The organism is Pseudomonas sp. A39 (assembly GCF_058145955.1).
In genome coordinates this window covers 1-23,126 of the sequence record NZ_JBYVMD010000066.1, presented here as the reverse complement: position 1 = coordinate 23,126, position 23,126 = coordinate 1, and the positions used below count along the sequence as shown (strand labels likewise).

Sequence of the window (23,126 nt, the reverse complement as noted above, 5' to 3'; positions counted from 1 at the left end):
AGCCTGGCGCCGAAGGATTCGGCCAGTTGCTCGGCGAGCATGGTCTTGCCGGTGCCGGGCTCGCCCTTGACCAGCAGTGGCCGCTCCAGGGTGATGGCGGCGTTGACGGCCAGTTTCAGGTCATCAGTGGCAACGTAGGCCTGGGTGCCTTCGAACTTCATCGGTCATTCCTCGAATTCATCAATGCCCGGACTATACCGCGCGGCCCCGGCGACTGTGAACGCAGGCGGATTATTCAGTCTCTGAATGACCGGTCACCTTCAATCCGCCGAGGGCTTGGGTTGTTCATAACGCGCATTGAAGGCCTGGATAAACCCGTTGCGCAAAATCGCCAAAAACGCCGAGAACGCGCTGACATTTTGCTGATGCACGCTGCCACTGAGCTCCACGCGGGTGGCGAACTGGTTCTTGCTCTGGTTTTTCAGCACGGTCTCACTGGCGCCGACCACGGCTTCCCAGATGGAGCGGAAGATGTTCTTGTCTTTGTTTTCCACGTCTTGTTTCCAGTCGAACACTTCTACATCCCGCAGCAACGGCTTGATGTAGCCGGTCAACTGGCCTTTTTCGGCCTGGGCTTCAATGACCACGTCGCCCGTGCCGGCCTTGAAATCGAACTTGCCGTAGGCCGAGGCGAAGTCATTCATGCGCTTTAACTGCAAGTCTTTGGCGCGGAAACGGAATTCGAACTCTTCGAAGTCGCTCAACGGGTCAAAGGTGGCGGTGGCTTCCAGCGGCGCCTGGCCTTGCAGCAACGCCTTGCCTTCAAAGCGCGCGTCACGCTTGCCTTTGACGTCGACCACATTGGTCAGGTTGAAGAAGCTCGCGTTGACGTCCGTGGCGTTGATGTTGACCTGGGGCTTGGAACTGAAGTTATGAAAGGCGATCTTGCCCTCTTCGATACGCACCTCGTTCAAGGTGATCGGCAGCAGTTTGCTCAGCTGTTCCTGCCAGTCGGTGCCTTTACCGGTCTGGGATGCCTGTTTGTTGGCCCCGCCGTCGACGAAGTTGATCTCCGGTCTTACAAAGTGCCCCTCGGCCACCACCGCATGGTCGTACCACAGCGAATGCCAGCTCACGGCGAACTCGATCAGCGGCGCCTTGACGAACGGGACGGGCACCTTGCCGTCCACTTTGACGATTTGCAGGCCGTTGATCCGGTAGGCGCCGCGCCATAGGGCCAGGTCCACATCCGCCACCTGGCCGCGGTAATCGCCCATGTCGGCGAGCTTTTCATTCAGGTAATTGCGCACCAGGTAGGGCAGTGCAATGTTCACGGCAACCAGCACCACCATCAGCCCGGCGACGGTCCATAGCGGCCAACTGTAGCGACGTTTCATGGGGAGGGTCCTCTGTCCGTATAGGGCATGGACTGCCGGGAGCGCCGCAACGTTCCGCCGACTGGACGCCTCCGAGCCTGAGGCATACCCTTGGGGCCTTCCGGAAATCGAGCAATAGGACCCGTCATGAGCCGTATCTTTGCAGACAACGCGCACTCCATCGGTAACACGCCCCTGGTGCAGATCAACCGTATCGCACCGCGCGGCGTGACCATCCTGGCCAAGATCGAAGGGCGCAACCCGGGCTATTCGGTGAAGTGCCGCATTGGCGCAAACATGATCTGGGACGCCGAAAGCACCGGCAAACTCAAGCCCGGCATGACCATTGTCGAACCCACTTCCGGTAACACCGGCATCGGCCTGGCGTTTGTCGCTGCGGCCCGTGGCTACAAGCTGCTGTTGACCATGCCGGCGTCCATGAGCATCGAGCGGCGCAAGGTCCTCAAGGCCCTTGGCGCCGAGCTGGTGCTGACCGAGCCGGCCAAGGGCATGCCCGGTGCCATCGCCAAGGCCGCTGAAATTGTTGCTGGCGACCCGGCGACCTATTTTATGCCGGGCCAGTTCGAAAACCCGGCCAACCCGGCGATCCACGAGAAAACCACCGGCCCGGAAATCTGGAACGACACCGATGGCGCCGTGGACGTGCTGGTCGCGGGCGTGGGGACCGGCGGTACCATTACCGGCGTATCGCGCTATATCAAGAACATCGCGGGCAAGCCGATCCTGTCGGTGGCCGTCGAGCCGGTTGTCTCGCCGGTGATCACCCAGGCGCTGGCGGGCGAAGAGATCAAGCCCAGCCCGCACAAGATCCAGGGCATTGGCGCCGGTTTCGTGCCGAAGAACCTGGACTTGTCGATGGTCGACCGCGTTGAATTGGTGACCGACGACGAATCCAAGGCCATGGCCCTGCGCCTGATGCAGGAAGAGGGGATTTTGTGCGGTATTTCCTGCGGCGCCGCCATGGCCGTGGCAGTGCGCCTGGCCGAGAAGCCGGAAATGCAAGGCAAGACCATCGTGGTGATCCTGCCGGACTCCGGTGAGCGCTACTTATCCAGCATGCTGTTCAGCGATTTGTTCACCGAACAAGAAAACCAGGCTTGATGCATGTCCTGTGGTGATTAGGCTTACTGTGGTGAGCGGGCCTGTTGTGGTGAGTGGGCTTGTTGTGGTGAGCGGGCTTGCCCCGCGCTGGGCTGCGAAGCGGCCCTCACACCCGTCACCGCGTTTATCGCTGGAGAAATGCGGTGGCCTTATTGGGGCCGCTTCGCAGCCCAGCGCGGGGCAAGCCCGCTCACTACAACGAAGCCGCTCACCACAGTCATCGGTTGATGTGCGTCAGCGCTATTAAGCTAGGCCTTCTGCATAATGGCCCAACTGTTTATCATGGCCGGCTGCTACGTCTGCTGTTGGCCAGGCGATTATTTCCAGGAGTTGCTGCATGACCTTTTCTTTGGCCGCCAAGCTGTCGGTACTGGCGTTGTTTATCGGCAGCACGCTGTATGTGCACCTGCGCGGCAAGGCGCGTTTGCCGATGTTGCGCCAGTTCGTCAACCATTCGGCGCTGTTCGCCCCGTATAACGCCTTGATGTACCTGTTTTCGGCCGTGCCGTCCAAGCCGTACCTGGACCGCAGCAAGTTCCCGGAACTGGATGTGCTCAAGGACAACTGGGAAGTGATCCGCGAAGAGGCCATGCACCTGTTCGACGAGGGTTACATCCGCGCGGCGGAAAAGAACAACGATGCCGGCTTCGGTTCGTTCTTCAAGAAGGGCTGGAAGCGTTTCTACCTCAAGTGGTACGACAAACCCCTGCCATCGGCCGAGGCGCTGTGCCCGAAAACCGTGGCGCTGGTGAGCAGCATTCCCAACGTCAAGGGCGCGATGTTCGCGCTGTTGCCGGGCGGCAGCCACCTGAACCCGCATCGCGATCCGTTTGCCGGTTCCCTGCGGTACCACCTGGGCCTGTCCACGCCGAACTCCGACGACTGTCGCATTTTCGTCGACGGCCAGGTGTACGCCTGGCGCGACGGTGAGGACGTGATGTTCGACGAGACCTACGTGCACTGGGTCAAGAACGAAACCGAGCAGACCCGTGTGATTCTGTTCTGTGACATTGAACGGCCGCTGAGCAATCGCGTGATGACCCGTATCAACCGTTGGGTCAGCAAGCAATTGGGCCGCGCGACGGCACCGCAGAACCTGGATGACGAGCGCGTTGGCGGGATTAACCAGGCGTATGCCTGGAGCAAGACCTTCAGCGACAAGTTCAGTGGTGTGGTCAAGCAGTGGAAGCGCAAGCACCCGAAGGCCTACCGCATTGCGCGGCCGGTGCTGGCTGTAGTTGTCTTGGTACTGCTGTGGAAGTGGCTGTTCGGCTGATCTGAAAGGTTAAACGCGGTCAAAATGTGGGAGGGGGCTTGCCCCTCCCACATTGGTTTTGCGGTGCTCTTAAGATGCGATCAGTTGGCGCAGCACATAGTGCAGAATCCCGCCCGCCTTGAAGTACTCCACTTCATTCAGCGTATCGATCCGGCACAGCACCTCGACTTTCTCGCTGCTTCCATCCTCCCGTGTAATCACCAGCGTCAGGTTCATGCGCGGGGTGATCTCTACGTCGGTCAGGCCGAGAATGTCGATCCTCTCCTTGCCGGTCAGCTTGAGCGACGTGCGGTTCTGATCCAGCTTGAACTGCAACGGCAGCACGCCCATGCCTACCAGGTTGGAGCGGTGAATCCGCTCGAAACTCTCGGCGATCACCGCCTTGACGCCCAGCAAGTTGGTGCCCTTGGCCGCCCAGTCACGGCTGGAGCCGGTGCCGTATTCCTGGCCGGCAATCACCACCAGCGGCGTGCCCGAAGCCTGGTATTTCATCGCCGCATCGTAGATCGGCATTTTCTCGCCGGTGGGGATATACAGCGTATTACCGCCTTCTTCGCCGCCGAGCATTTCATTGCGGATACGGATATTGGCAAAGGTGCCGCGCATCATCACTTCATGGTTACCACGGCGCGAGCCGTAGGAGTTGAAGTCGCGTGGCTCCACGCCTTGCTCGCGCAGGTAGCGGCCGGCGGGGCTGTCTGTCTTGATATTGCCGGCGGGGGAGATGTGGTCGGTGGTGACCGAATCGCCCAGCAGGGCGAGCACGTTGGCGCCTCGGACGTCCTTGATGACCGGCAAGGGACCTGCGATGTCATCGAAGAATGGCGGGTGCTGGATGTAGGTGGAGTCCTTCTGCCACACGTAGGTGGCGGCCTGTGGCACTTCAATGGCTTGCCACTGTTCGTCACCGGCAAACACCTCGGCGTATTCCTTGTGGAACATGCCGGTGCTGACTTGGGCCACCGCGTCGGCGATCTCTTTGCTGCTCGGCCAGATGTCCTTGAGGTACACCGGGTTGCCGTCCTGATCGTTACCCAGCGGCTCGCTGCTGATATCGATGCGTACGGTGCCCGCCAGAGCGTAAGCCACCACCAGCGGCGGCGAAGCCAGCCAGTTGGTTTTCACCAGCGGGTGCACGCGGCCTTCGAAGTTGCGGTTGCCGGACAGCACCGACGCCACGGCAAGGTCGGCTTTCTGGATGGCCTTTTCGATCGGCTCGGGCAACGGCCCGGAGTTGCCGATACAGGTGGTGCAGCCATAACCCACGAGGTCGAAGCCAAGTTTGTCCAGGTACTGGGTGAGGCCCGCGGCCTTGTAGTAGTCGGTGACCACTTTGGAGCCGGGTGCCAATGAGGTTTTCACCCAGGGCTTGCGGGTCAGGCCCTTTTCCACGGCCTTTTTCGCCACCAGCCCGGCCGCCATCATCACGCTGGGGTTGGAGGTGTTGGTGCAGGAGGTGATCGCGGCGATCACCACCGCGCCGTTTTTCAGGCGATAGGTCTGGCCGTCGTATTCGTAGTCGGTTTCGCCCACCAAGTCGGCATTGCCCACGGCAACCCCGCCGCCGCCTTCGCTTTCGAGGCGACCTTCCTCCTTGTTGGCGGGTTTGAATTGCAGGTCGAGGAAGTCGCTGAACGCTTGGCCGACATTCGGCAGGGACACACGGTCCTGCGGGCGTTTCGGCCCGGCCAGGCTGGCTTCGACACTGCCCATGTCGAGGGCCAGGCTGTCGGTGAACACCGGTTCTTGGCCGGCGTTGCGCCACAGGCCTTGGGCCTTGGTGTAAGCCTCCACCAACTTCACGGTTTCTGCCGGACGGCCGGACAGGCGCAGGTAGTCCAACGTCACTTCATCCACTGGGAAAAAACCGCAGGTGGCGCCATATTCCGGGGCCATGTTGGCGATGGTGGCACGGTCGGCCAGCGGCAGGTCCGCGAGGCCGTCGCCGTAGAATTCGACGAACTTGCCCACCACGCCTTTTTTACGCAGCATCTGGGTCACGGTCAGCACCAAGTCGGTGGCGGTGATGCCTTCTTTCAATTTGCCGGTGAGCTTGAAACCGATCACTTCCGGGATCAGCATCGACACGGGCTGGCCGAGCATCGCCGCCTCGGCCTCGATACCGCCCACGCCCCAGCCGAGTACGCCGAGGCCGTTGATCATGGTGGTGTGGGAGTCGGTGCCGACCAGGGTGTCCGGGAAGGCATAGGTGCGGCCGTCTTCGTCCTTGGTCCAGACCGTGCGGCCGAGGTATTCGAGGTTGACCTGGTGGCAAATGCCGGTGCCCGGCGGCACCACGCTGAAGTTGTCGAAGGCGCTCTGGCCCCAACGCAGGAAGGCGTAGCGTTCGCCGTTGCGCTGCATCTCGATGTCGACGTTTTGCTCGAAGGCATCGGCGTTGCCGAATTTGTCGACCATCACCGAGTGGTCGATCACCAAGTCCACGGGGGAGAGCGGGTTGATGCGCTGCGGGTCGCCCCCGGCCTTGGCCACGGCGGCGCGCATGGCGGCCAGGTCGACCACGGCGGGAACGCCGGTAAAGTCTTGCATCAATACCCGGGCCGGGCGGTACTGGATCTCGCGGTCGGACTGGCGCTCTTTGAGCCAGGCGGCAATGGCCTTGAGGTCGGCGCCGGTGACGGTCTTGTCGTCTTCCCAGCGCAGCAGGTTTTCCAGCAGCACCTTGAGGGACATCGGCAGTTTATCCAGGTCACCCAGGCTCTTGGCGGCTTCGGGCAAGCTGAAGTAGTGATAGGTCTTGTCGTCGATTTGCAGGGTTTTAAGGGTTCTCAGGCTATCAAGGGATGACATTACATGACTCCTTATGGTCCGCACGGCTACGGACCTGACGGGACGAACAGAGCTTTCAAACTAGCCCTGTTTTCAGTAGCTGGCTAATTACTGGACTCTATGGACAGAACCAAGGTTCCGAACTCAGCTATCATGCGCGCGTTTTCATGACAGGCTTTGCGATAGCGCAAGCCAGTTGCCAGGAGATTCAATGAACACCCTTTTTATGCACTGCCGCCCAGGTTTTGAAGGCGAAGTCTGTTCCGAGATCGCGGAGCACGCCGCGCGCCTGAACGTTTCCGGCTACGCCAAGGCCAAGACCGGCAGCGCCTGCGCCGAATTTGTCTGCACCGAAGAAGACGGCGCCCAGCGCCTGATGCACGGCCAGCGTTTTGCCGAGCTGATCTTCCCGCGGCAATGGGCGCGCGGGGTATTCATCGACCTGCCGGAAACCGACCGCATCAGCGTGATCCTCGCCCACCTGCGCGAATTCCCGGTGTGCGGCAGCCTGTGGCTGGAGATGGTCGACACCAACGACGGCAAGGAACTGTCGAACTTCTGCAAGAAGTTCGAAGTGCACCTGCGCAAAGCCTTGCTGAACGCCGGCAAGCTGGTCGATGACGCGAGCAAGCCGCGCCTGCTGCTGACCTTCAAGAGCGGCCGCGAAGTGTTCATGGGGCTGGCCGAGTCGAACAACTCGGCCATGTGGCCGATGGGCATCCCGCGCCTGAAATTCCCACGGGATGCGCCCAGCCGTTCTACCCTCAAGCTGGAAGAGGCCTGGCACCACTTCATTCCCCGCGACCAGTGGGACGAGCGCCTGCACGGCGACATGACCGGCGTCGACCTCGGCGCAGCGCCGGGCGGTTGGACCTGGCAACTGGTCAACCGTGGCATGCTGGTAACCGCCATCGACAACGGCCCCATGGCCGAAAGCCTGATGGACACCGGCCTGGTCCAACACTTGATGGCCGACGGCTTCACCTTCGTGCCCAAGCAGCCGGTGGACTGGATGGTTTGCGATATTGTCGAGAAACCGGCGCGTAACGCCGCACTGCTGGAAACCTGGATCGGCGAGGGGCATTGCCGCGAGGCGGTGGTGAACCTCAAGTTGCCGATGAAACAGCGTTACGCCGAAGTGAAGCGCTTGCTGGAGCGTATCGAAGAGGGCTTCAAGGCGCGTGGTATTCGTGTGGAGATCGGCTGCAAGCAGCTGTATCACGACCGTGAGGAAGTGACTTGCCATTTGCGTCGGCTGGAAACAGCGAAGAAAACCAAGGCCCGCTGAGTCTAGGGCGGTCACCGCTCAAATGTGGGCGCTGGCTGGCCTGCGATAGCGGTATAACGGTCGATATCTATGATGAATGTGCCCCCGTCATCGCGGGCAAGCCCGCTCCCACAGTAGAGCGGGTCTGTTTCAGGAGTGAAGTATGAGTCATCCAGAAGAAATGCCTGTAGACGGCACCCTCGACGCCACCGGCCTCAACTGCCCGGAACCGGTCATGATGCTGCACCAGCACATCCGCGACCTGCCGCCCGGTGGCTTGCTCAAGGTGATCGCGACCGACCCGTCCACGCGTCGCGATATTCCCAAGTTCTGCGTGTTCCTGGACCACGAACTGGTGGATCAGCAGGAGCAGGCCGGTACGTACCTGTACTGGATCCGCAAGAACTCCGTTTAACCCAACGCCTTGTCTGCGCGAATGCGCCGGCGTGCACTGCGCGCCAGGCGCACCAGCAACATCCCCGCCGCGCAGCTCAGGCCTACGATCAGCCCTTGCCACAAGCCGCTTGGGCCGCTGGGTTCGCCCAGCCAGTCGGTCAGGCCCAAGGCATAACCCACCGGCAGGCCCACGCCCCAATACGCGAACAAGGTCAGCACCATGGTCACGCGGGTGTCCTGGTAGCCACGCAGCGCACCCGCCGCCGTGACCTGGATCGAGTCGGAGAACTGGAACAGCGCTGAGAACACGATCAACATCGACGCCAAGTGAATCACCACCGGGTCCGGGGTGTAGATCGCCGCAATCTGCTCGCGAAACACCAGCATCAGGCTGCAAGACAAGCAGGCATACGCCAGCGCAGTGCCCATGCCGACACCGGCGGCGAAGCGCGCTTCACGCGGTTCGCCACGGCCCAGGGCCTGGCCGACGCGCACGGTGACGGCCATGCTCAAGGAGTAGGGGATCATGAACACCAGCGAGCTGACGTTCAGGGCGATCTGATGGCCGGACACCACCGTGGCCCCCAGGCTACCGAGCAGCAAGGCGATTACCGCGAAAATGCTCGATTCGGCAAAAATCGCGATGCCAATCGGTAGGCCAATCCCCAGTACACGCTTGATCACCGCCCATTGCGGCCAGTCGAAGCGCTTGAACAATTCGCTGCTCTGATAGGCCGGGCCCCAGCGGGTCCAGCCGGCCAGGCCGAGCATCATCACCCACATCGCAATGGCCGTGGCCCAGCCACACCCCACGCCACCCATGGCTGGCAGGCCGAGGTGACCGTAGATGAAGATGTAGTTCAGCGGAATGTTCAGCGCCAGGCCACACAGGCCCATCACCATGCTCGGCCGCGTGCGGCCCAGGCCGTCGCTGAAACAGCGCAACACGTAATACAGCGCAATGGCCGGCATACCGGCGGCAATGCCGTGCAGGTAGCCCATGGACGGCGCGATCAGGTCGGGCTCGACCTTCATCGCACGCAGGATCGGTTCGGCGCAGAGCAACAGCAGCGCGCCCGTGATACCGACCACCACGGCCAGCCACAAGGACTGTCGCACCAGCGGCCCGATCTCGCTGAACTGGCCCGCGCCGTAGCGCTGGGCAACTTTCGGGGTGGTGGCCAGCAGCGTGCCGGTCATCAGCAGGTACACCGGGATCCAGATCGAATTGCCCAGGCCTACGGCCGCCAGGTCCTGAGGGCTGACGCGCCCGGCCATCACCGCATCGACAAAGCTCATCGCGGTGGTGGCCAGTTGGCCGATGATGATCGGCACGGCGAGCGTCAACAGGCCGCGCACTTCCCGGCTGATGCGGGCGGGGCGGGTGAGGGTGGCGGTGGCAGTGTTCACGTACAGGTGTCCAGTAGAAGGCAGCGCAAGGACGGCGGATTCTACGCCTTGACGCATCGGTCAGGAAAAAACCTGTGTTAGCGATTTGTAAGCGAGGGCTGCGATCCCTGTACACTGCGGGTCCGCCAAAGGAGCCTGCCATGCTGATTGTTGCCGACGAAAATATTCCGCTGCTCGATGCATTTTTCCAAGGATTTGGCGAGATTCGCCGCGTGCCCGGCCGTTCCCTCGACCGCGCTACGGTCGAGCAGGCTGATGTGTTGCTGGTGCGCTCGGTGACCAACGTCAACCGTGCATTGCTGGAGGGCAGCAAGGTTCGCTTCGTCGGCACCTGCACCATTGGCACCGACCATCTGGACCTCGATTACTTCAAGCAGGCCGGCATCCAGTGGTCCAGCGCCCCCGGCTGCAACGCGCGTGGCGTGGTGGACTATGTGCTGGGCAGCCTGCAGACCCTGGCCGAGATCGAAGGCGCCGACCTCAACCAGCGTACTTATGGTGTGGTGGGCGCGGGTGAAGTGGGCGGGCGGCTGGTCAAGGTGCTCAAGGGCCTGGGCTGGAACGTGCTGGTGTGCGACCCGCCACGGCAGATCGCCGAGGACGGCGACTACGTCAGCCTGGCGCAGATCATCGAGCAATGCGACGTGATCAGCTTGCACACGCCGCTGACCAAGTCCGGCAACGGTTCAACCTGGCACCTGTTCGACCGCCAGCGCCTCGAGCAGCTCAAGCCCGGCACCTGGCTGATCAACGCCAGCCGTGGCCCGGTGGTGGACAACGCCGCGCTGCGTGAGGTGTTGCTGGCGCGTGAAGACTTGCAAGCGGTGCTGGACGTGTGGGAAGGCGAGCCCGAAGTGGACGTCGACCTGGCTGATTTGTGCGTGCTGGCCACGCCGCATATCGCCGGCTACAGCCTTGAGGGCCGGCAGCGCGGCACGGCGCAGATCTATCAGGCGTTCTGTGCGCACCTGGGTCAGGCGCCGAGCATCCTGTTGAGTGATCTGCTGCCGCCACCGTGGTTGGCCGAAGTGCACTTGAATGCATCGACTGACCCGGCCTGGGCATTGGCGACCCTGTGCCGCAGCGTGTACGACCCCCGTCGCGATGATGCGGATTTCCGTCGTAGCCTTGTGGGAACGGTGGAAGAGCAGCGTAAGGCGTTTGACCTGCTGCGCAAGCATTATCCCGCACGCCGCGAGATCGAGGGTTTGAAGGTGCGGATCAATGGGGAGTCGACGGCCCTGGCCAGTATCGTGTCCGCATTGGGCGCGCAGGCAATTTAAACGCCAATAAAAACCCGGCCACCTGGGCCGGGTTTGAAAGAGCGTGGCGTTTCAGCCTTGCTGGGCAGGCTTGACCAATTTTTCTTCCAGTTCGCTGCAGGCTTGCTGGATCATCTCTTCGGTGATCTGCACTTCACGGCCCTGAGCGTCGATGTACGAGCAAGGCAGCTGCTGCGGCTGGCGGATCACTTCAATCTTGGCATCGCTGCTATTTTGCAAGGTCATGGCCTGTCTCCTCATCAGGTTGTGTACCCACTTTAAGACCCCCGCGTGACCACGCTGTTACAACTCCCTGCGGGATCACCGGTTCGAACACCCAGTCCACCAGAAACCGATACAAATTTCCAGCCAGGGGTTAGACCGATAGCCTCTAGGGATCAGCGTCGGCGGGCATAATTAACCTGACTCATTGCTATTTGCCCAAGTTCCCCCAATGTTGGGGGGTAGATACTTATCCCCCCTGCGCAGGTGATGCCCTCCATGTTCTCAGTCCGTCAACGCCGTGCGATCCGCCTGGCCAGCCGCTTCATTGCGCCTTACCGCTGGCACGCACTCGGCGCCCTGTTGGCGCTCATCGTTACCGCCGGTATTACTTTGTCCATGGGGCAGGGCATCCGCCTGCTGGTGGACCAGGGTTTCATGACCCAGTCGCCGCACCTGCTCAACCAGTCCATCGGCCTGTTCATGGTGCTGGTGCTGGGCTTGGCAGTGGGCACGTTTGCGCGGTTTTACCTGGTGTCGTGGATCGGCGAACGGGTGGTGGCCGATATCCGTCGGCAAGTGTTCAACCATCTTATTTACCTGCACCCGGGCTTCTACGAGAACAACCGTAGTTCGGAAATCCAGTCGCGGCTGACCACCGACACCACCTTGCTGCAATCGGTGATCGGCTCGTCGCTGTCGCTGTTCCTGCGCAATGCGTTGATGGTGATCGGTGGCATCGTGCTGCTGTTTGTCACCAACCCCAAGCTCACCAGTATCGTGGTGGTGGCGCTGCCGCTGGTGCTGGCGCCGATCCTGATTTTCGGCCGGCGCGTGCGCAGCCTGTCGCGACAAAGCCAGGACCGCATCGCTGATGTGGGCAGCTATGTGTCCGAGACCCTCGGCCAGATCAAGACCGTGCAGGCCTATAACCACCAGGTGCAGGACGAACAACGCTTCGCCGTGACGGTGGAAGACGCCTTTACCACCGCGCGCAAACGCATCACCCAGCGTGCCTGGTTGATTACCCTGGTGATCATGCTGGTGCTGGGCGCCGTGGGGGTGATGCTGTGGGTGGGTGGCATGGACGTCATCAGCGGGCGGATTTCCGGCGGTGAGCTGGCGGCGTTTGTGTTCTATAGCCTGATCGTCGGCAGCGCGGTCGGCACCCTGAGTGAAGTGCTCGGCGAACTGCAACGGGCTGCCGGTGCCGCCGAGCGCATTGGCGAGTTGTTGCAGTCGAGTAATGACATCCAGGCGCCCGCGGACGGCACCGTCCAACTGCCGGAGCGGGTCAGCGGCCGCATGGAACTGCAAGACCTGCGCTTTTCCTACCCTTCACGTCCCGACAGCTACGCCATCGACGGCTTGAATTTGACCATCAACCCCGGGGAAACCCTGGCGCTGGTAGGCCCATCCGGCGCCGGTAAATCGACCATTTTCGACCTGCTGCTGCGCTTCTACGACCCCCAGCAAGGCCGCATCCTGCTCGAAGGCCACCCGCTGACCGAACTCGACCCCATGGACCTGCGCCGCCACTTCGCCTTGGTCTCCCAAAGCCCGGCGCTGTTTTTCGGCAGCGTCGAAGAGAACATCCGCTACGGCAACCCGACGGCCACCACCGAACAGGTCGAAGCCGCCGCGCGCATTGCCCATGCTCATGACTTCATCCTGCAAATGCCCGACGGCTACCAGACCCACCTCGGCGACGGCGGCATGGGCCTCTCCGGCGGTCAACGTCAACGCCTGGCCATCGCCCGTGCGCTGCTGGTGGACGCGCCGATACTGCTGCTCGACGAAGCCACCAGCGCCCTCGATGCCCAGAGTGAACACCTGATCCAGCAAGCACTGCCGCAATTGATGCAGGGTCGCACCACGCTGGTGATCGCCCATCGATTGGCCACGGTGAAGAACGCTGACCGCATTGCGGTGATGGACCAGGGCAAGCTGGTGGCGGTGGGTACGCATCAGCAGTTGATTGCGAGCAATCCGCTGTATGCGCGGTTGGCGGCGTTGCAGTTCAGTGATGGTGCTGAGGGTGCGGAAAGCGAGGACTAGGCGGTCGATGTAGTGAGCGGGCTTGCCCCGCGCTGGGCTGCGTAGCAGCCCTAACACGGACGATGCGGTGTATCAGTCACCCCTACACTCACCCCTACACTGCGGCCACTGGATTGGGAGTGCTTCGCCCTCCAGCGCGGGGCAAGCCCGCTCACCACAAAAATCTAGGGTCACCCCCAGCCCGCTCGACATCCAGGAGGAATCGCCAGCAGTGTGGCAGCCTCTGCCTAGGCCTTACTGATCATCAAAATACCGCTCATGCCAATCCACCAACGGCTGGGGGGAGTTGAGCTTCTGCCCGTAGATCACCGAATAAGACAGCACGTTCTGCACATACTGGCGGGTTTCGTCGAACGGGATGCTTTCCACCCATACGTCGAAACTCAGGTGATCCGCGCCGCGCAGCCACTGGCGCACACGGCCGGGGCCGGCGTTGTAGGCGGCGGAGGCGAGCACGCGGTTGCCGTTGAACTGGCTGTGCACCTGGCTCAGGTAGGCGGCGCCGAGCTGGATATTTTTGTCCGGGTCCAGCACCTGGGCCGGGGAGGCCAGGGGGATACTGAACTTGCGCGCGGTTTCCTTGGCGGTGCCGGGCATCAGTTGCATCAGGCCGCTGGCGCCCACGCCGGAGCGGGCGTCGTCCATGAAGGCGCTTTCCTGGCGGGTGATCGCGAATATCCAGCTGGAGTGCAGGCCGCGCACCTTGGCTTCCCGCACCAGGGTGTCGCGGTGGGCCATCGGGAAGCGGATGTCCAGGTCGTCCCAGTACTGCGCCTGGCTGATGGTGCGGATGGCGGGGAAGTACCACTTCATGTCGTAGGCCAGCTTGGCCTGGGCGACCATCTCGTCGCGGTTGAAGTGACGGCTGACGTGGTACCACTCACGGCGGCCATCCACGATCTGGCCACGCGCATAGAACTCCAGCGCACGGCGTACGCCGGGGGTGTTGCGTACTTTGTTGACCAGCGCCTGGCTCATCAGCAAGGGCTTGTTCTTCAGTTGGTACGGCGCCTTTGAGCGATCCGCCGCGAGGAAACCATAGAAGTCGCGTTCTTGCGCCAGGTGCTTGTACAGGACCAGCGCTTGCGGGTTGTTAGGCTCGGCCAGTTCGAGGCTGCGGGCTTGCCAGTAGCGCCAGCGGTTGGTGGTGGCGAGGTCTTGTGGGAGCTTGCGGGTCAGTTGGTAGGCATCTTCCCAGCGCGCCAGGCGCAACAGCAGGCGCAGGCGCCATTCCGAGACGGTGTTATCGCGCAACTCGGGGTCGTACTTGGTCATCACCTCGAGGGCGCGCGGGTCGTAGCGCTTGGCCAGGGTCAGGCCGATTTCACGGGCGATCGACACTTTTTCGTCACGCGAGAAGTGCATGCTGCTGGCGTAGCCATCGAGCAGGGCCATGGCCTTGTCCGGATCCTGGCGTGCCAGGCGGCGCAAGCCCAGGCCCACGGCGTCGGACATGGCCTCGGTCGCCGGCAGGAAACGTGACGGGTCGCTGAGCATGTCGGGCTTTTGCGCCACGTCGACCATCAAGCGACCTTGGGCGCCGAGGGTGGGCAGGGTTTTCACCAGGCTGTTGGCCAGCGCGTAGTTGCGCGCTTCGGCGGCGAGTTTGGCGCGATCCCAGATTTTCTGTTCGGTGAGTTGGCCGTCAGCCGCCCATTGGCCGAAGGTGACATCGCAGGCCGCCGGTTGGGACTTGCCGGTCATCCAGAGTTTTTCGGCGGTCTTGTAGCCTTCGGCTTTCAGATTGTGCGTGAGCTGGAACTGGCCGTGCAGGCAGTCCAGTTCGACGAAATTGAGTTTGGCGTCGTAGTACTTTTCAAAGGTCTGCCAGTCGCCGCGTTCGGCCAGCCAGCGCAACCAGCGCAGTTTCATCCAGTTGGCCTGGGGCAGGTCGCCGTTTTTGGCAAGGAACTGCTCGATTTCCTGGTTGCTCGCGGTTTTCAGGCGGGCGGTCAGTTCGTCGTAGGCCAGGTACGGCGTCAGCGGGTAGTCGGCCAGGGCCTGGCTGTATTGCATGTACGGGCCGGTATCGCCCTTGGCCAGGGCCCGTTTGGCTTCATCGTAATATTGACGTTGGGTGGTGAGGTCCACGGCCTGGGCGGATTGAACGGCGGTGGCGGAAAGAAGCAGACAAGATAAAAAGTTGAAAAGGCGACTGCGCATGAGACGTCCGTGCAGAGAAATCACGACTAGCACCGGCACCGCCGACACTGATTGCCCCTAGCTTAGCCTTTTGCCCGCGGCCGTTGAAAGCTTTGCCGGGCGGTTCGTTCAAGTTCGTTGGAAATGTCCTACAGAACGTGTCGGCAGCGAAAATGCCGGCCGCATCCCACCGTCAACTCAGGTAGAATGCGCGCCCAGTTTTTGGAGAAGCGTATGACCCTGCTCAAATTCAGCGATGTGTCCCTTGCTTTCGGCGCTATGCCGTTGTTGGACAAGGTGTCCTGGCAGATCGCCCGTGGTGAGCGGGTGTGCATCATCGGCCGCAATGGCACCGGCAAGTCCAGCATGATGAAGCTGGTCAAGGGCGACCAGAAGCCCGATGAAGGCTCCGTATGGCGCGCTCCGGGCCTCAAGATTGGCGAATTGCCGCAAGAATTGCCGGTGGCCGACGGACGGACTGTGTTCGACGTGGTTGCCGAAGGCCTGGATGGCGTGGGCGAGTTGCTCGCGCAATACCATCACCTGGCGCAGAACTGTGTCACCGAAGAAGACCTGGACAAGCTGATGCACGTCCAGCAAGACCTCGAAGCCCGTGACGGCTGGCGCCTGCAGCAACTGGTCGACAGCACCTTGAGCCGCCTGCAACTGCCGGCCGACAAGACCCTCGCCGAATTGTCCGGCGGCTGGCGTCGTCGTGTTCTGCTGGCCCAGGCCCTGGTCTCCGAGCCCGACCTGCTGTTGCTCGACGAACCCACCAACCACTTGGACATCGGCGCCATCGCCTGGCTGGAAGAAGCCATCAAGGATTTCCAGGGCGCCGTGCTGTTTATCACGCACGACCGTGCCTTCCTGCAGAGCTTGGCCACGCGCATCCTCGAACTGGACCGTGGCGGCCTGATCGACTGGAACGGCGACTACGCCAGCTTCCTGGTGCATAAAGAGGCCGCGCTGTCCGCTGAAGAGACCGCCAACGCGTTGTTCGACAAGAAACTGGCTCAGGAAGAAGTCTGGATCCGCCAAGGCATCAAGGCGCGCCGCACCCGTAACGAAGGTCGTGTACGTGCACTGAAAGCCCTGCGCGTTGAGCGCAGCGAGCGTCGTGAGCGCACCGGCAAGGCCAACATCCAGCTAGACACCGCCGACAAGTCGGGCAAGCAGGTGATGGTTCTCGAGAACGTGAGCTTCGCGCACCCGGGCGGCCCGTTCCTGATCAAGGACTTCTCGATGGTCCTGGCGCGCGGCGACCGTATCGGTCTGCTCGGCGCCAACGGTACCGGCAAGACCACCTTGCTCAAGCTGATGCTCAATGGTCTGCAGCCGACCAGCGGCACCGTGGAAGAGGGCACGCGCATCGACGTGGCTTACTTCGACCAGCTGCGCCACCAGTTGGACCTGGAGAAAACCGTGATCGACAACGTCGCCGAAGGCCGCGACTTTATCGACATCGACGGCCAGAGCCGCCACGTGCTCAGCTACCTGGGCGACTTCCTGTTCAGCCCTCAACGTGCGCGTACGCCGGTTAAAGCCTTGTCCGGTGGTGAGCGTGCGCGCCTGCTGCTGGCCAAGCTGTTCAGCAAGCCGGCCAACCTGCTGGTACTCGACGAACCGACCAACGACCTCGATGTGGAAACCCTCGAACTGTTGGAAGAAGTGCTGCTGACCTTCAACGGCACCGTGCTGATGGTCAGTCACGACCGGGCATTCCTCGACAACGTGGTCACCAGCACCCTGGTCTTCGAAGGTGAAGGCAAGGTGCGTGAATACGTCGGTGGCTATCAGGACTGGCTGCGCCAGGGCGGCTCGCCGCGTTTGCTGGGCGTGACTGAGAGCAAGTCCGGCAAGGCCGACCTGACCTCCGCTGTGGTTGCCCCCGTGGAAGCTGCTGCGCCGGCCCAGGAAGCTGCACCAGCGGCCAAGAAGAAACTCAGCTACAAGCTGCAGCGTGAGCTGGAGGCCTTGCCGGGCGATATCGACGCCAAGGAACAGCAGATCGCTGCGGTCGAAGCGGAAATGGCTGACGCAGGTTTCTACCTGCGCCCGGCGGCCGAAACTGCCAAGGTGATTGCCTCCCTGGAGACGTTGAACCACGAGCTGGAAGTGTTGGTTGAGCGTTGGGCCGAGCTGGATGCCTGATTGATTGCAGTGCATTAAAAAACCCGGTGTTCATTGGCATGAGCACCGGGTTTTTCATATGAAATGCAGTCCAAAATGTGGGAGGGGGCTTGCTCCCGCTAGCAGTTTGTCAGCTGATGCAGCGGGTGACTGAAGCACCGCTATCGGGAGCAAGCCCCCTCCCACATTTGATCTTCAAGGGGCTTACGAGGATTTGACCAGCTTCACCGCCAGCACGTCGCACGGCGCACCGTGCAATACATCATTGGCGGTAGAGCCCAGTAGCAGCGCCAAGCCGTGACGGCCATGGCTGCCGACCACGATCAGGTCGCAAGCCTTTTCCTTGGCCAAGTGGTGGATTTCCTGGCGCGGTTGGCCGTATGTCAGGTGGCAGTCGTCCTTTTTCAAGTGCGGGTATTTCAGAATCAAACGGTCGAGGCGCTCTTTGGCCTGGTCGAATTGTTGTTGCTGCAACTGGGAAAGGTCCATCGGCACGTCGCCACCAAAGGCCATGGCCATGGGCTCGACGATATGCACCAGCGACAGTTTGGCGCCATTGGCGATTGCAGATTCCTGCGCGCGCTTGATCACTGGATCGCACTCTTCGGTCAGATCGACAGCGACCAGAATATGTTGGTAGGGCATGAGGCGTTCCTCCAGGGGACTGCAATAAGTTCAGTATGGCTGCTTTCAAGCGGATCGGGTTGCGTCAGGTCAAATCCGCTCATCTAGAAATTCGGGAGTACACATATGACGGTCTGGATAGTGGTGTCAATCCTTGTGGTGGTTCTGAGCCCTCTGGCATGGCTGCGCCCGTCGCGCCATCAGAGCGGGCGCATGGCCCTGCGGATGGAAGCGCGCCGCATCGGCCTGGCCATGCAGTTGGCCCCTCAGGAGTGGCCGCACTGGCTCAAGCAGGAGCCGCCGAGCCCGTGCGCGCAGTACTGCCGGCCACGGCGTGGCAGCACCCCGGCGATCTGGAGTTACTGGCAGTTGGAGCCGGGGGTGTGGGTCAATCAGTGGCGCGAAGTGTGCGTCGATGAGAAGTTGTTGCCGCATTTTGCAGCGCTGCCGGCCAACGTCTACAAAGTCGAGGCTGACAAGCAAATGATCGCCTTGTATTGGGGCGAGAAGGGCGAGGCCAGTGTGTTGAAAGATATCGATGCGTTGCTCAAGGCGCTCGCTTAACGGCCACGCAATAAAAAGCCCGACATCATCATCGGGCTGGAGTTGGCCAGGCAGGCCGGTAAATCGAGGGTTCCCGCGTCGGATGTTCATCCAGGCGCGTTACGGTTGTCGCTAGCCTAGCGGCAGATCCCGTTCTGTACAGCCTTTTTACTCATATTTTCTGTTATTGATTTCGTGAATATTTGAATATTGACGGGGCGAGTGCTTGCCGTTGGGGTTCTGAAATGACTGGAAAGTCGCGTTTTTCCTAGCCTTTCGAGCGATTGACAATTGCCCGGAATTGGATGAAGGTGGCGTACCCAAATCAAACGGGCGTATGAATTGAGCGTTTGTCTGTCAGACGACTCATACAGAATCCCGACTATCGCATTGGCGGGTGTGCCTGGCGGATTGGCATGAGCATTGACGCAACTGTCAGTGTCCAACCAGAGGCCAGCGTCCAATGTGTACTGTTCAGCTTCCATATCGTGGAGATCAGTTGATGATTTACGAAGGTAAAGCCATCACGGTTAAGGCTCTTGAAAGTGGCATCGTCGAACTGAAATTCGACCTCAAGGGTGAGTCCGTCAACAAGTTCAACCGTCTAACCCTGAACGAACTGCGTCAGGCCGTAGACACCATCAAGGCTGATGCATCGATCAAAGGCGTGATCGTCTCCAGCGGCAAGGACGTGTTCATCGTCGGCGCTGACATCACCGAATTCGTCGACAACTTCAAGCTGCCCGATGCCGAGCTGGTGGCTGGCAACCTCGAAGCCAACAAGATTTTCAGCGATTTCGAAGACCTCAACGTACCGACCGTCGCCGCGATCAACGGCATCGCGTTGGGCGGCGGCCTGGAAATGTGCCTGGCGGCAGACTTCCGCGTCATGTCGGCCACGGCCAAGATCGGCCTGCCTGAAGTCAAGTTGGGCATCTACCCAGGGTTTGGGGGCACCGTGCGCCTGCCGCGCCTGATCGGTGCCGACAACGCCATCGAGTGGATCGCCGCCGGCAAGGAAAACCGTGCCGAAGACGCGCTGAAAGTCGGTGCCGTCGATGCTGTGGTTGCCCCGGACAAACTCGCCGAAGCCGCACTGAACCTGATCAAAGGCGCCATCAGCGGCGAATTTGACTACAAGGCCAAGCGTCAGCCGAAGCTGGAAAAACTCAAGCTCAACGCCATCGAACAAATGATGTCGTTCGAAACCGCCAAGGGTTTCGTGGCTGGCCAGGCCGGGCCGAACTACCCGGCGCCGGTTGAAGCGATCAAGACCATCCAGAAAGCCGCGAACTTCGGTCGCGACAAAGCCCTGGAAGTGGAAGCGGCAGGTTTCGTCAAACTGGCGAAAACCTCGGCGGCCCAGAGCTTGATCGGCCTGTTCCTGAACGATCAGGAGCTGAAGAAAAAGGCCAAGGCCTACGACGAGATCGCCCGCGACGTGAAACAGGCTGCCGTACTCGGCGCCGGTATCATGGGCGGCGGTATCGCCTATCAGTCGGCGTCCAAGGGCACGCCGATCCTGATGAAAGACATCAACGAGCACGGTATCGAGCAAGGCCTGGCAGAAGCCGCCAAGCTGCTGGTGGGTCGTGTGGATAAAGGTCGTATGACCGCAGCGAAGATGGCTGAAGTGCTTAACGGCATTCGTCCTACGCTGTCCTACGGTGATTTCGGGCATGTCGACCTGGTGGTCGAAGCCGTAGTCGAGAACCCGAAGGTCAAGCAGGCCGTGCTGGCCGAAGTCGAAGCCCAGGTCAAAGACGACACTATCCTGGCCTCCAACACCTCGACCATTTCCATCTCGCTGCTGGCCAAGGCCCTCAAGCGTCCGGAAAACTTCGTCGGCATGCACTTCTTCAACCCGGTGCACATGATGCCGCTGGTCGAAGTGATCCGTGGCGAGAAGTCCAGCGAGCTGGCCGTGGCCACCACCGTTGCCTACGCCAAGAAAATGGGCAAGAACCCGATCGTGGTCAATGACTGCCCGGGCTTCCTGGTCAACCGCGTGCTGTTCCCGTACTTCGGCGGCTTCGCCAAGCTGGTCAGCGCCGGTGTGGACTTCGTGCGCATCGACAAGGTCATGGAAAAATTCGGCTGGCCGATGGGCCCGGCGTACCTGATGGACGTGGTCGGCATCGACACCGGCCACCACGGCCGCGACGTGATGGCTGAAGGCTTCCCGGACCGCATGAAAGACGACCGCCGTTCGGCGATCGACGCGCTGTACGAGGCCAAGCGCCTGGGCCAGAAGAACGGCAAGGGTTTCTACGCCTACGAGGCCGACAAGAAGGGCAAGCAGAAGAAAGTGGCCGACCCGTCGGTGCACGAAGTGCTGGCTCCGGTCATCTACGAACAGCGTGAGGTGTCCGACGAAGACATCATCAACTGGATGATGATCGCCCTGTGCCTGGAAACCGTGCGTTGCCTGGAAGACGGCATCGTCGAGACCGCCGCCGAAGCCGATATGGGCCTGGTGTACGGTATTGGTTTCCCTCCATTCCGTGGTGGTGCGCTGCGTTACATCGATTCGATCGGTGTGGCTGAGTTCGTTGCCCTGGCTGACAAATACGCTGATTTGGGCCCGCTGTACCACCCGACCGCGAAGCTGCGTGAAATGGCCAAGAATGGCCAGAGCTTCTTCGGTTAAGCGCCCAGACGACTAGAGCGAGAATATTTATGAGCTTGAATCCAAGAGACGTGGTGATTGTCGACTTCGGTCGCACACCGATGGGCCGCTCCAAGGGCGGCATGCACCGCAACACCCGTGCCGAAGACATGTCGGCACACCTGATCAGCAAGTTGCTGGAGCGCAACGTCAAGGTCGACCCGAACGAAGTCGAAGACGTGATCTGGGGCTGCGTCAACCAGACCCTGGAGCAGGGCTGGAACATCGCGCGCATGGCGTCGCTGATGACTCAGATCCCGCACACCGCCGCCGGCCAGACCGTGAGCCGCCTGTGCGGTTCGTCGATGAGCGCGCTGCACACTGCCGCCCAGGCAATCATGACCGGCAACGGTGATGTGTTCGTGGTCGGCGGTGTGGAGCACATGGGCCACGTCAGCATGATGCACGGCGTCGATCCTAACCCGCACATGTCGCTGTACGCGGCAAAAGCCTCGGGCATGATGGGCCTGACCGCGGAAATGCTCGGCAAAATGCACGGCATTACCCGTGAAGCCCAGGATGCGTTTGGCCTGCGTTCGCATCAGCTCGCCCACAAGGCGACCGTGGAAGGCAAGTTCAAGGATGAAATCATCCCGATGAACGGTTATGACGAGAACGGTTTCCTCAAACTGTTCGATTACGACGAAACCATTCGTCCGGATACCACCCTGGAAAGCCTGGCGGCTCTGAAGCCGGCGTTCAATCCAAAGGGCGGCACCGTGACCGCCGGTACTTCGTCGCAGATCACCGACGGTGCCTCGTGCATGATCGTGATGTCGGCGCAGCGTGCCCAGGACCTGGGTATCCAGCCGCTGGCCGTGATCCGTTCGATGGCAGTGGCGGGTGTGGACCCGGCGATCATGGGCTATGGTCCAGTACCGGCCACACAAAAAGCCTTGAAGCGCGCGGGCCTGACCATCTCGGATATCGACTTCTTCGAGCTCAATGAAGCTTTCGCCGCACAGGCCCTGCCCGTGCTGAAAGATTTGAAAGTGCTCGACAAGATGAATGAGAAGGTTAACCTGCACGGCGGCGCAATTGCCCTGGGCCACCCATTTGGTTGCTCCGGTGCGCGTATCTCCGGCACTTTGCTTAACGTGATGAAGCAAAATGGCGGCAACCTCGGGGTAGCCACCATGTGCATTGGTCTCGGCCAAGGCATTTCCACCGTCTTCGAACGCATCTAAGCGTTGGGTTGACGGAAGCCGGGGCCCAGTGCCCCGGTTTTTGTTTTTTGGCGGTTTTGTATTTTTTTTTTAACAAATTTTGTAAGAGGGCCAGAGCATGAAAGTCGAACCAGGGCTCTACCAGCATTATAAAGGTCCGCAGTACCGCGTTTTCAGTGTGGCGCGGCACTCCGAGACCGAAGAAGAAGTGGTGTTCTACCAAGCACTGTATGGCGATTACGGCTTTTGGGTGCGCCCATTGAGCATGTTCCTGGAGACCGTCGAAGTTGACGGCGAACAGGTCCCACGCTTTGCTTTGGTGCAGGCCGAACCCAGTCTTTTTTCAGGGCAATAACGGCAGGCCGCGCAGAATACTGCGCTTGACCTCACCTTGTTGCCACTATATATAGCGTTGCCGCGTCAGGCGCCAACTGCCTTTCACTTCTCGAATTCAGGAATTTTCCGATCCATGGGCAAATCGCTGGTCATTGTGGAATCCCCGGCTAAGGCCAAGACCATCAACAAGTACTTGGGCAACGAGTACGTGGTGAAGTCGAGTATCGGCCATATCCGAGACCTGCCCACCAGCGGTTCGGCTAGCGCCAGCAAGGAGCCTGCCGCCAAGCGCGGCAAGGCCGCCGCGGGCGAAGGTCCGGTACTCACGCCTAAAGAGAAAGCGCGCAAGCAGCTGGTCTCACGCATGGGTGTGGACCCGGATCATGGCTGGAAGG

19 protein-coding genes are annotated in these 23,126 nt (G+C 61.1%); 12 read left to right on the top strand and 7 right to left on the bottom strand.

Annotated elements, in window-relative coordinates; genetic code table 11:
• Together AC3ZU9_RS29065 and AC3ZU9_RS29060 are read right to left on the bottom strand one after the other, a co-directional pair.
• The coding region (locus AC3ZU9_RS29065) for an AAA family ATPase (protein WP_490091679.1) at window positions 1-161 on the bottom strand (161 nt) is incomplete at its 3' end.
• A gap of 99 nt (window positions 162-260) precedes the next feature.
• Window positions 261-1,337 carry a DUF748 domain-containing protein gene (locus AC3ZU9_RS29060; RefSeq protein WP_490091678.1) on the bottom strand — a complete coding sequence of 359 codons (1,077 nt, stop codon included), beginning with the start codon at window positions 1,335-1,337 and terminating at the stop codon, window positions 261-263.
• 126 nt (window positions 1,338-1,463) lie between these two features.
• Between AC3ZU9_RS29060 and cysK the strand changes: the two genes are divergently transcribed.
• Together cysK and AC3ZU9_RS29050 are read left to right on the top strand one after the other, a co-directional pair.
• The gene (cysK, locus tag AC3ZU9_RS29055) at window positions 1,464-2,438 is read left to right on the top strand and encodes a cysteine synthase A (protein WP_012722831.1); all 975 of its coding nucleotides are present in this window, start codon (window positions 1,464-1,466) and stop codon (window positions 2,436-2,438) included.
• Window positions 2,439-2,775: 337 nt separating this feature from the next.
• On the top strand, window positions 2,776-3,714 hold the full coding sequence (locus tag AC3ZU9_RS29050; protein ID WP_012722832.1) for an aspartyl/asparaginyl beta-hydroxylase domain-containing protein: 939 nt from the start codon (window positions 2,776-2,778) through the stop codon (window positions 3,712-3,714).
• A gap of 69 nt (window positions 3,715-3,783) precedes the next feature.
• On the opposite strand, the gene acnA is transcribed toward AC3ZU9_RS29050, so the two are convergent.
• Window positions 3,784-6,525: an aconitate hydratase AcnA gene (acnA, locus tag AC3ZU9_RS29045; RefSeq protein WP_490091677.1), complete on the bottom strand. Its 2,742-nt coding sequence runs from the start codon at window positions 6,523-6,525 to the stop codon at window positions 3,784-3,786.
• Between the two features lie 190 nt (window positions 6,526-6,715).
• Between acnA and rlmM the strand changes: the two genes are divergently transcribed.
• Together rlmM and tusA are read left to right on the top strand one after the other, a co-directional pair.
• Entirely contained in the window at window positions 6,716-7,792 is a 1,077-nt protein-coding gene (rlmM, locus tag AC3ZU9_RS29040; protein ID WP_490091676.1) for a 23S rRNA (cytidine(2498)-2'-O)-methyltransferase RlmM, read from the top strand.
• A 160-nt stretch (window positions 7,793-7,952) separates the two neighbouring features.
• Window positions 7,953-8,186: a sulfurtransferase TusA gene (gene tusA, locus AC3ZU9_RS29035; protein WP_320400769.1), complete on the top strand. Its 234-nt coding sequence runs from the start codon at window positions 7,953-7,955 to the stop codon at window positions 8,184-8,186.
• Here the strand turns inward: tusA and AC3ZU9_RS29030 are convergent.
• The gene (locus AC3ZU9_RS29030; protein WP_490091675.1) at window positions 8,183-9,577 is read right to left on the bottom strand and encodes an MATE family efflux transporter; all 1,395 of its coding nucleotides are present in this window, start codon (window positions 9,575-9,577) and stop codon (window positions 8,183-8,185) included. The genes tusA and AC3ZU9_RS29030 overlap by 4 nt on opposite strands.
• Before the next feature lie 140 nt (window positions 9,578-9,717).
• On the opposite strand from AC3ZU9_RS29030, the gene pdxB reads away from it, so the two are divergent.
• Entirely contained in the window at window positions 9,718-10,860 is a 1,143-nt protein-coding gene (gene pdxB, locus AC3ZU9_RS29025) for a 4-phosphoerythronate dehydrogenase PdxB (protein ID WP_012722837.1), read from the top strand.
• 51 nt (window positions 10,861-10,911) lie between these two features.
• On the opposite strand, the gene AC3ZU9_RS29020 is transcribed toward pdxB, so the two are convergent.
• Complete coding sequence (locus AC3ZU9_RS29020; RefSeq protein ID WP_043204960.1) at window positions 10,912-11,085, bottom strand: PA1571 family protein; 174 nt, start codon at window positions 11,083-11,085, stop codon at window positions 10,912-10,914.
• 246 nt (window positions 11,086-11,331) lie between these two features.
• Between AC3ZU9_RS29020 and AC3ZU9_RS29015 the strand changes: the two genes are divergently transcribed.
• On the top strand, window positions 11,332-13,119 hold the full coding sequence (locus tag AC3ZU9_RS29015; protein ID WP_162471072.1) for an ABC transporter ATP-binding protein/permease: 1,788 nt from the start codon (window positions 11,332-11,334) through the stop codon (window positions 13,117-13,119).
• Window positions 13,120-13,353: 234 nt separating this feature from the next.
• Here AC3ZU9_RS29015 and AC3ZU9_RS29010 read toward each other — a convergent pair whose 3' ends face one another.
• Window positions 13,354-15,282: a transglycosylase SLT domain-containing protein gene (locus AC3ZU9_RS29010; RefSeq protein WP_012722840.1), complete on the bottom strand. Its 1,929-nt coding sequence runs from the start codon at window positions 15,280-15,282 to the stop codon at window positions 13,354-13,356.
• A gap of 213 nt (window positions 15,283-15,495) precedes the next feature.
• On the opposite strand from AC3ZU9_RS29010, the gene AC3ZU9_RS29005 reads away from it, so the two are divergent.
• A complete protein-coding gene (locus tag AC3ZU9_RS29005) occupies window positions 15,496-17,415 on the top strand; it encodes an ATP-binding cassette domain-containing protein (protein ID WP_012722841.1) in 1,920 nt (639 codons plus the stop codon).
• A 183-nt stretch (window positions 17,416-17,598) separates the two neighbouring features.
• Here the strand turns inward: AC3ZU9_RS29005 and AC3ZU9_RS29000 are convergent, their stop codons facing one another.
• Window positions 17,599-18,039, bottom strand: coding sequence for a universal stress protein (locus tag AC3ZU9_RS29000; RefSeq protein ID WP_093545994.1), 441 nt, complete (start codon window positions 18,037-18,039; stop codon window positions 17,599-17,601).
• A gap of 105 nt (window positions 18,040-18,144) precedes the next feature.
• Between AC3ZU9_RS29000 and AC3ZU9_RS28995 the strand changes: the two genes are divergently transcribed.
• The 5 genes from AC3ZU9_RS28995 to AC3ZU9_RS28975 form a co-directional block, all read left to right on the top strand.
• Window positions 18,145-18,582: a hypothetical protein gene (locus AC3ZU9_RS28995; protein ID WP_490091674.1), complete on the top strand. Its 438-nt coding sequence runs from the start codon at window positions 18,145-18,147 to the stop codon at window positions 18,580-18,582.
• A gap of 481 nt (window positions 18,583-19,063) precedes the next feature.
• Window positions 19,064-21,211, top strand: a complete 2,148-nt coding sequence (fadB, locus tag AC3ZU9_RS28990; protein WP_012722844.1) for a fatty acid oxidation complex subunit alpha FadB — start codon at window positions 19,064-19,066, stop codon at window positions 21,209-21,211.
• Between the two features lie 29 nt (window positions 21,212-21,240).
• Window positions 21,241-22,416: an acetyl-CoA C-acyltransferase FadA gene (gene fadA / locus AC3ZU9_RS28985; protein ID WP_012722845.1), complete on the top strand. Its 1,176-nt coding sequence runs from the start codon at window positions 21,241-21,243 to the stop codon at window positions 22,414-22,416.
• A 97-nt stretch (window positions 22,417-22,513) separates the two neighbouring features.
• The gene (locus tag AC3ZU9_RS28980; RefSeq protein WP_010212074.1) at window positions 22,514-22,750 is read left to right on the top strand and encodes a DUF1653 domain-containing protein; all 237 of its coding nucleotides are present in this window, start codon (window positions 22,514-22,516) and stop codon (window positions 22,748-22,750) included.
• 114 nt (window positions 22,751-22,864) lie between these two features.
• Window positions 22,865-23,126, top strand: a 262-nt coding sequence (locus AC3ZU9_RS28975) for a toprim domain-containing protein (RefSeq protein ID WP_490091673.1), incomplete at its 3' end; no start/stop codon positions are given.